The sequence below is a fragment of the Lentzea sp. NPDC060358 genome (genome assembly GCF_042725365.1).
GTDB lineage: Bacteria > Actinomycetota > Actinomycetes > Mycobacteriales > Pseudonocardiaceae > Lentzea.
This window is the reverse complement of record NZ_JBHXCW010000314.1, coordinates 1-7,601: the sequence shown is the minus strand read 5'-3', so window position 1 is coordinate 7,601 and position 7,601 is coordinate 1. Positions and strand designations below refer to the sequence as shown.

Here is a 7,601-nt window from a genome sequence, read left to right as displayed (position 1 = left end):
GCTCGTGACGGGACCACCCCACCGGAACCTTCTGTTTCAAGCTCAGGACTGCTCGGCTTCGCCTTCGCTTCGGCTCGCCTTCGGCTTTGCGTGGAAGTCCTAGGTGGTCTTGCGCGGGACGGCCAGTGCGGCCAGGCCGCCGCAGAACGTGAAGGCGGCGGCACCCAGCAGCGCCAGGCCGTAGCCGGAGCCCAGGGCGTGCCGCAGCGGTTCGCCCTGGGCCAGCAGGGAGTCCGCGCGGGCCGAGGACATCGTCGCCAGGACCACCAGGCCGATCGCGCTGCCCATCTGGCGGATCGTGTTGAGCAGGCCCGAGGCCAGTCCCGCCTGCTCTCGTGGCACCCCGGCAGTGGCGGCGTTCGTGGTGGCGTTGAGCACCGCGCCCATCCCCAGGCCCAGCAGCGTCGTCGGGACCAGGAGGGCGCCCGGGAACGTCGAGGTCTCGTTCGCCGTCGACGACCACAGCAGGCCCGCGCAGGCCAGGAACAGGCCGGAGATCAGCACCGGGCGCGGGCCGACGCGCGGGACGATCCTCGCCACGCCGAACCCGCCCAGTGCGATGCCGATCGACAGCGGCAGGTAGCCCAGGCCCGTGGCCAGCGGACCGAAGCCCATCACCTGCTGCATCACGAGCGTCAGGAAGTAGAAGGTGCTGAACAGGGCCGCGATCGCGAAGAACGCCACCAGGTTCGCGGCGCTCACCGAGCGGTTGCGGAAGATGCCGAGCGGCATGAGCGGGTGGGCGGAGCGGGTCTGCTGGCGCAGGAAGAGCGCGAACAGCACGACCGACAGCGCGAGCGACCCGGCCGCCTGCCACGAGTACCAGCCGTACTGGTGCGACTGCGCGATGCCGAAGACGCCCGCCATCAGGCCGATCGTCACGGTGATCGCGCCGGGGACGTCGAGGCTCTTGCGGCCGCCGCCGCTCGCCGTCTCCGGCACCACCCAGCGGATCATGGACAGCAGCGCGATGCCGAGCGGCACGTTGATCAGCAGCACCCAGCGCCACGACAGCGACTCGGTGATGATCCCGCCGAGCAGCACGCCGACCGCGCCGGCCGAGCCGGAGACCGCGCTCCACCAGCCGAACGCCTTGGCGCGCCCGGCCGGGTCGGTGAACGTGGTGCCGAGGACCGTCAGCGTCGCCGGCGCCATCACGGCGGCGCCGAGGCCCTGGAACCCGCGGGCGGCGATCAGCGTGCCGGGGGAGGTGGCGAGACCGCCGACGGCGCTCGCGAGGGTGAAGAGGCCGGCGCCGAACAGGAAGATCCGGCGCTGGCCGAAGAGGTCGGCGAGCCTGCCGCCCAGCAGCAGGAAGCCGCACACGGCGATCGTGTAGGCGCTGTTGACCCACTGCAGGTCGTGCCGTTCGAAGCGGAGCTCTTCGAAGATGGACGGCAGGGCCACGTTCATGACGGAGGCGTCCAGCACGTTCATGAACTGGCCGAGGCAGCACACGGCCAGCACTAGGCCGAGCCGGGAGGACACCCCGGCGGACCGGGTGCTCGTCGCGTGAGTTGTCATGCGTTCACGGTGCTCCGGCGTGGTCCACCTCGGTTCGGGCCTCGCTCGAACACCGTCACCGCAGCGTTCGGAAGAACCCGCGCAGCTCGTCGACCAGGACGTCGGGGCACTCGAGCGCCGGGAAGTGGCCGCCGACCGGCATCTCCTTCCAGTACCGCAGGTCGGTGAACCGGTGCTCGGCCCAGGCCTTCGGCATGCGTGCGTCGGCGGGGAACACGGAGAACCCCGTCGGCACGTCGACCTGCGTGAGCGGCGACTTGTTGTAGCTCTCCCAGTACAACCGGCCCGACGACGCGGCGGTCGCGGTGAACCAGCACACCGACACCATGTCGAGGATGCGGTCTCGGGAGATGACCTTCTCGGCGTCGCCGTCGTGGTCGCTCCACGACCAGTACTTCTCGCCCGCCCAGCCGAGCTGCCCGACGGGGGAGTCGGTGAGGCCGTAGGCGAGCGACTGCGGCTTCGTGGACTGCACCGCCGCGTAGGCCGACTCCTTGGCGGCGAACTCCTTCAGCGCGCCCAGGCCGCGGTAGTCCTCTTGGGACAGTGGGACCTCCTGCTCCGGCGCGGAGGCGAACGGCATGACGAGGTGGATGCCGTCGACGTGGTCCGGCGCGATGTGGCCGAGGATGCCCGTGATGAACGAGCCCCAGTCGTTGCCGTGCGCGAAGAACCGGTCGTAGCCGAGGCGGCCCATGAGCGTCACCAGGGACGCGGCGATGCGTTCGAGGGTCCAGCCGGTGCCGGTGGGCTTGTCGCTGAAACCGTAACCAGGCAGCGAGGGTACGACGACGTGGAACGCGTCGGCCGGGTCCGGCGGGTTGGTCAGCGGCTCGAGCACGTCGAGGAACTCCGCGACCGAACCGGGCCAGCCGTGCGTGATCAGCAGCGGCCGGGCCTGCGGGTGCGGGGAGCGGGCGTGCAGGAAGTGGATGCCGAGACCGTCGATCTCGGTCTTGAACTGGGGCACGGCGTTGAGCCGCGCCTCGGTCGCGCGCCAGTCGTAGCCGCTCGCCCAGTACTCGCTGAGTTCCTTGGCGTAGGCCAGGGGCATGCCCTGCGACCAGTCGTCGACCGTCTCCGCGTCCGGCCACCTGGTCGCCGCCAGCCGGGTGCGCAGGTCCGCCAGTTCGGAGTCGGCGACGGCGACCCGGAACGGCACGAGTTCAGCGTTCATGGCGACGAAGCTAGGGTCCCCTCCTCGATTCCGGGTCGACGTCCTGCGGTGACTGCCTGTTGTCGAGCCGCCTTCGAGGTGCGGAGGGCACTGTCGGGGCCGATGCCCGGCTCGTCGCGAGCCGTCCCGCCACTGTGGAGGTGCCACCTTGTCTGCGCATGAGCTGGAAGAGTTCCCGTTCGCCGGCTCGTCCTACCACGGACCGGCTCCCGTCTACGCCAAGATGCGCGCCGAATGCCCGGTGGCGAAGGTGCCGACGGCGGGTGGCGTGGACGCCTGGGTGGTGTCCCGTTACGAGGACGTCCGCGCCGCGCTGGCCGACTCGCGGCTGAGCCGCGCGCTGACCTGTGCGGAGGGTGCGCCGCGCATCGGCGGGTCGATGACCACCACGCCCGAGATGATCATCTCGCTGGACAGCTCCGAGCACTCGCGGCTGCGCAAGCTGGTCGCCGGCGCGTTCACGGTCCGGCGCGTGGAGGCCATGCGCCCCAACGTGCAGCGGGTGTGCGACGAGCTGCTGGACGCCATCCAGGAGAAGGGGCCGGTCGTCGACCTCGTCGAGGCGTTCTGCGTGCCGCTGCCGCTGACGGTCATCGGCGAGATGCTCGGCGTGCCGAGCGAGGACCTGCGCGCGTTCGAGAAGGACGCCCGCGCGTTCGCCACGGTCGACGACCGGGCGGGCGGCGAGGAGTCGCTCGCGGCGCTGGGCAGGCTGAACGACTACATCGTCGGGCTGATCGCGGACAAGCGCGCGAACCCCGGCGACGACATGCTGTCCGACCTGATCGCGGCCAGGGACAACGACGACCGGCTCAGCGAGCGCGAGCTGGTCACGTTCGGCTTCACGCTGATCGGCGCGGGCTTCGACACGACGGCGAACCAGCTGGCCAACTCGCTGCTGGCGCTGCTCGAGCACCACCGCGAGGACTGGGACCGCCTCGCCGCCCAGCCGGAGCTCATCCCCACCGCGGTCGAGGAGCTCCTGCGCCACGTCAACCTGTTCGCCACCGACACGACCGGGTTCCCGCGCATCGCCGAGGAGGACCTGGAGATCGGCGGGGTGAAGATCGCCGCCGGCGACCCGGTCATCTTCTCGCTCACCTCCGCCAACCGCGACGGGGACGTGTTCGCCGACCCCGACACGCTCGACATCACCCGCGAGCACAACCCGCACATCTCGTTCGGGCACGGCATGCACTACTGCCTCGGCAAGCAGCTGGGGCGGATGGAGATGGCGATCGCCCTCGAAGGCCTGCTGCGGCGCTTCCCCGACCTCCGGCTCGCGAAGCCGGAGAACGAGCTGGGGTGGCACCTCGGCGAGATCAACCACACTCTCAGCGCCCTCCCGGTGATCTGGGGATAAGGAGAACAGCCATGCCGGACAGGCAGACCGAGGTCAGGCTGGCCAAGCACGTCGAGGACGCCCTGACCCTCGAGCACTTCGACGTCGTCGAGGTGGACGTCCCCGAACCCGGTGACGGTGAGGTGCTGGTGCGCGTCGACCACGTGTCGGTGGCCGCAGCGTTCAAGGAGTTCATGAAGCCCGACTGCCAGATCCCCGGCGTGCCGCCGTGGAAGGTCGGCGACGCGGCCGGTGCCGGAGGTGTCGGCACGGTCGTGAAGTCGAACAGCCCGGACCTCGCGGTGGGCGACTGCGTGCAGTCGTTCGGCGGCTGGCAGGAGTACTGGGCCGGACCCGCACAGCAGTTCATCAAGCAGAACCCGCAGTACGTGCCGTCGCCGGTCTACTTCCTGTCGCAGGGGCCCACGGCCTACTACGGCATGGCGACCCTCGCGCAGGCCGGTGAGGGCGACGTCGTGTTCGTCACCGGTGCCGCCGGTGGGGTCGGCTCGCTCGCCGGTCAGATCGCGAAAGCCCGCGGTGCCAAGGTGATCGGCTCGGCCGGCAGCCAGGAGAAGGTCGACTGGCTGGTGAACGAGCTCGGCTTCGACGCCGCGTTCAACTACAAGGACGGTCCCGTCGGCGACCGCCTGCGCGAGCTGGCACCGGACGGCATCAGCGTGTTCTTCGACAACGTCGGCGGCGAGCAGTTCGAGGCGGCGGTCCAAGCCGCCCGCCCGCACGCCCGGTTCGCGCTGTGCGGCGCGCTGTCCAACCAGAACGGCGACGCCGAGCACCCGCGGTTCGACCTGATGACGGCGATCACCAAGCACCTGGAGATCCGCCCGTTCGCCTGCTACCACCTGCCCGAGCAGATCCAGGACTGGGTCGTCCACTTCGGACAGTGGTTGCGGGAGGGCAGGTTCGTGTTCCCGCACACGGTCGTCGAGGGCGGGATCAAGGCCGCGCCGCAGGCGTTGCTGTCGCTGCTGGCCGGCGAGTACACCGGCAACGTGACGGTCAAGATCTCCTGACGCGCGCGTGGTGAGAAGGGGGCGCCCGATCGGCGCCCCCTTCGAGGTGTTCTACCCCAGGCGGTGCGCCGTGATGCTGATCGCGGCCTCCCGCGCCGTGGTGCCGTTGGCGAGGCGCACCACCGCGTTGCCGTTGCTGACGAACTCGTCGCCGCGCAGCACGCCCTCCTGCGAGATCTCGATTGTGCCCGCGGCCTCGGTCAGCTCCTCGAGGATGTGGTAGCTGAACGTGTCGGGGCCGGTCGGGAACCACGTGCCGGACCCCCTTCCGCCCACGACGAGCAACGCCGACCCGTCGCGGGCGAACTCGAACTCGCTCTCCGTGGCGCCGCCGGGTCGGCCGACCCGTGCGCGCCACCTGCCCACCGCGAGAATTCCCATACCCCCCAGGGTTTCCGTCCGACCTAGACCTGGACTCAAGGAACACCGAGCAGGGTTGCAGACGACTGCCCTACCGAGTGGAGAGAAGCTGGAGGCGTCATGTCGGACGCACCATTTGCCGGACAGCAGGTCGTCGTGACGGGTGGGGGAACCGGCATCGGCCGCGCGGCGGCGCTGGCGTTCGCCGACCTCGGCGCGTCGAACGTGATCATCACCGGCCGCCGGGAGAACCGGCTCACCGAAGTCGTCGCGCTGCACCCCGCGATCACCGCGGTCGTGGCGGACGTGACGACGCCCGAGGGCGCGGAGAAGGTCGCCGACGCCGTGAAGCTGGGAGGCGGCAGGGTCGACGTGCTGGTGCACAACGCCGGCATCTTCCGCTTCACCCCCGTCGCCGGCCTCGACGTCGCGACCGCCCGCGACGTGCTGGAGACCAACCTGGTCGGCCCGCTGGTGCTGACCGCGGCGCTGCTGCCGAGGATGACCTCGCCTGGCGGCAGCATCGTCTTCGTGTCGAGCAACGCGGGCCACAACGCCAACCCCGGCGGTGGCGTGTACGGCGCGAGCAAGGCCGCCGTGAACAGCCTCGTCCGCAGCTGGGCCCTCGAGCTCGCCCCGCAGGGCATCCGCGTCAACGCGGTCGCCCCCGCGGCGGTGCGCACGGAGGTCTACTCGGCCAACGGCCTGAGCCCGGAGGAGGTCGAGGGCTACTTCGGCTTCCAGGCCTCCCAGACGCCCCTCGGGCGCACCGGCGAGGTCGACGACGTCGTGCCGTGGATCACCCGCTTCGCCGAGCCCGCGAGCTCGTGGGTGACCGGTCAGATCATCACGCTCGATGGCGGCGCTGACCTGGCGTGAGCCAACTTCTCGACTAGGAGGAAGACCCAGATGACCAGCAGCGCCACCGAGCCAGGTGTGGACACGTTCCCGTACAAGCGCACATGCCCGTTCACGCCGCCCGCGCAGTACACGCAGATGGCGGAGGAGGACGTCGTCGAGGTGACGCTGACCGGGTCCGGTCTGCGGATCTGGACGATCAGCGGCTACCACACGATCAAGCAGCTCCTGACGGACCCGCGGATCAGCGCCTCGCGCAAGCACGACAACTTCCCGTTCTACTTCATCGCACCGCCGGAGTTCCGCACCGAGACGTCGTTCATCGGCTACGACAACCCGGAGCACACCAAGACCCGGCGCAAGGCGGCGGTGACGTTCACCAACCGCCAGGTGAAGCGGCTGCGCGGGCGCATCCAGGAGATCGTCGACGAGTACATCGACAAGATCCTCACGATGACGCCGCCGATCGACTTCCACCGCGAGTTCTCGCTGGCCGTCCCGATGACCGTCATCTGCGAGCTGCTCGGCATCCCGCAGGACGAGCACGACTTCTTCATCGAGCACGGCACCTGCCTGCTCGGCGGCCACTCGACGCCGGAGCAGCGCCAGGCCGCGATCGTCGAGGTGAACGCCTACGTCGACAAGCTGATCACGTTGAAGGAGAAGGAGCCCGGCGAGGACCTCCTGTCGCGCGCGATGGCCGAGTACGCGGCCTCCGGCGAGGAGTACACGCGGCGCGACCTGTTCAACATGATCCGCCTGCTGATGAACGGCGGCCACGAGACCACGGCCTCGATGCTGTCGCTGGGCACCGCCGCGCTGCTGGAGAACCCGGACCAGCTCAAGCTGCTGCTCGACGACCCCGAGAGCATGATCGAGCCGGCCGTCGAGGAACTGGTCCGCATCGCGACCATCGGTGACACCGCCATCCCGCGCGTCGCGCTGGAGGACATCGAGATCGCAGGCAAGACCATCAAGGCCGGCGACGGCATCCTGTGCCTGGGGCTCAACGGCAACCGCGACCCGGAGGTCTTCCCGGAGCCGGAGAAGCTGATCCTGGAGCGCGGCACCCGCAAGCACCTCGGGTTCGGCCACGGCCTGCACCACTGCATCGGCGCCGACCTCGCGCGCCTGGAGATGCAGCTGGTGTGGACGACGCTGTTCCAGCGGATCCCGTCGCTGCGGCTCGCCAAGCCGTTCCTGGAGATCCCGCGCAAGGAGGGCGCCGTGATCTACGGCCTCTGGGAGCTCCCCGTCACGTGGGACCTGCCCGCGCAGGACTGAGACGCCGAAAGGGCCCCGCTCC

At 70.0% G+C, this 7,601-nt stretch carries 7 protein-coding genes; 4 read left to right on the top strand and 3 right to left on the bottom strand.

Translation table 11 applies throughout. The features are described from left to right. Window positions 1–99: 99 nt before the first annotated feature. Window positions 100–1,524, bottom strand: a complete 1,425-nt coding sequence (locus ACFWGZ_RS37435) for an MFS transporter (protein ID WP_382456330.1) — start codon at window positions 1,522–1,524, stop codon at window positions 100–102. A 55-nt stretch (window positions 1,525–1,579) separates the two neighbouring features. Then, window positions 1,580–2,701, bottom strand: coding sequence for an epoxide hydrolase family protein (locus tag ACFWGZ_RS37430; protein WP_382456329.1), 1,122 nt, complete (start codon window positions 2,699–2,701; stop codon window positions 1,580–1,582). A 148-nt stretch (window positions 2,702–2,849) separates the two neighbouring features. Between ACFWGZ_RS37430 and ACFWGZ_RS37425 the strand changes: the two genes are divergently transcribed. Together ACFWGZ_RS37425 and ACFWGZ_RS37420 are read left to right on the top strand one after the other, a co-directional pair. Next, window positions 2,850–4,064: a cytochrome P450 gene (locus ACFWGZ_RS37425; RefSeq protein ID WP_382456328.1), complete on the top strand. Its 1,215-nt coding sequence runs from the start codon at window positions 2,850–2,852 to the stop codon at window positions 4,062–4,064. A gap of 11 nt (window positions 4,065–4,075) precedes the next feature. Next, window positions 4,076–5,077, top strand: coding sequence for a zinc-binding dehydrogenase (locus ACFWGZ_RS37420; protein ID WP_382456327.1), 1,002 nt, complete (start codon window positions 4,076–4,078; stop codon window positions 5,075–5,077). 51 nt (window positions 5,078–5,128) lie between these two features. Here the strand turns inward: ACFWGZ_RS37420 and ACFWGZ_RS37415 are convergent, their stop codons facing one another. Further along, entirely contained in the window at window positions 5,129–5,458 is a 330-nt protein-coding gene (locus ACFWGZ_RS37415) for a hypothetical protein (RefSeq protein WP_382456326.1), read from the bottom strand. Between the two features lie 99 nt (window positions 5,459–5,557). Between ACFWGZ_RS37415 and ACFWGZ_RS37410 the strand changes: the two genes are divergently transcribed. Both ACFWGZ_RS37410 and ACFWGZ_RS37405 read left to right on the top strand, forming a co-directional pair. Continuing rightward, window positions 5,558–6,316, top strand: coding sequence for an SDR family NAD(P)-dependent oxidoreductase (locus tag ACFWGZ_RS37410; RefSeq protein WP_382456325.1), 759 nt, complete (start codon window positions 5,558–5,560; stop codon window positions 6,314–6,316). Between the two features lie 30 nt (window positions 6,317–6,346). Beyond that, window positions 6,347–7,579 carry a cytochrome P450 gene (locus ACFWGZ_RS37405; protein WP_382456324.1) on the top strand — a complete coding sequence of 411 codons (1,233 nt, stop codon included), beginning with the start codon at window positions 6,347–6,349 and terminating at the stop codon, window positions 7,577–7,579. Window positions 7,580–7,601 lie beyond the last annotated feature (22 nt).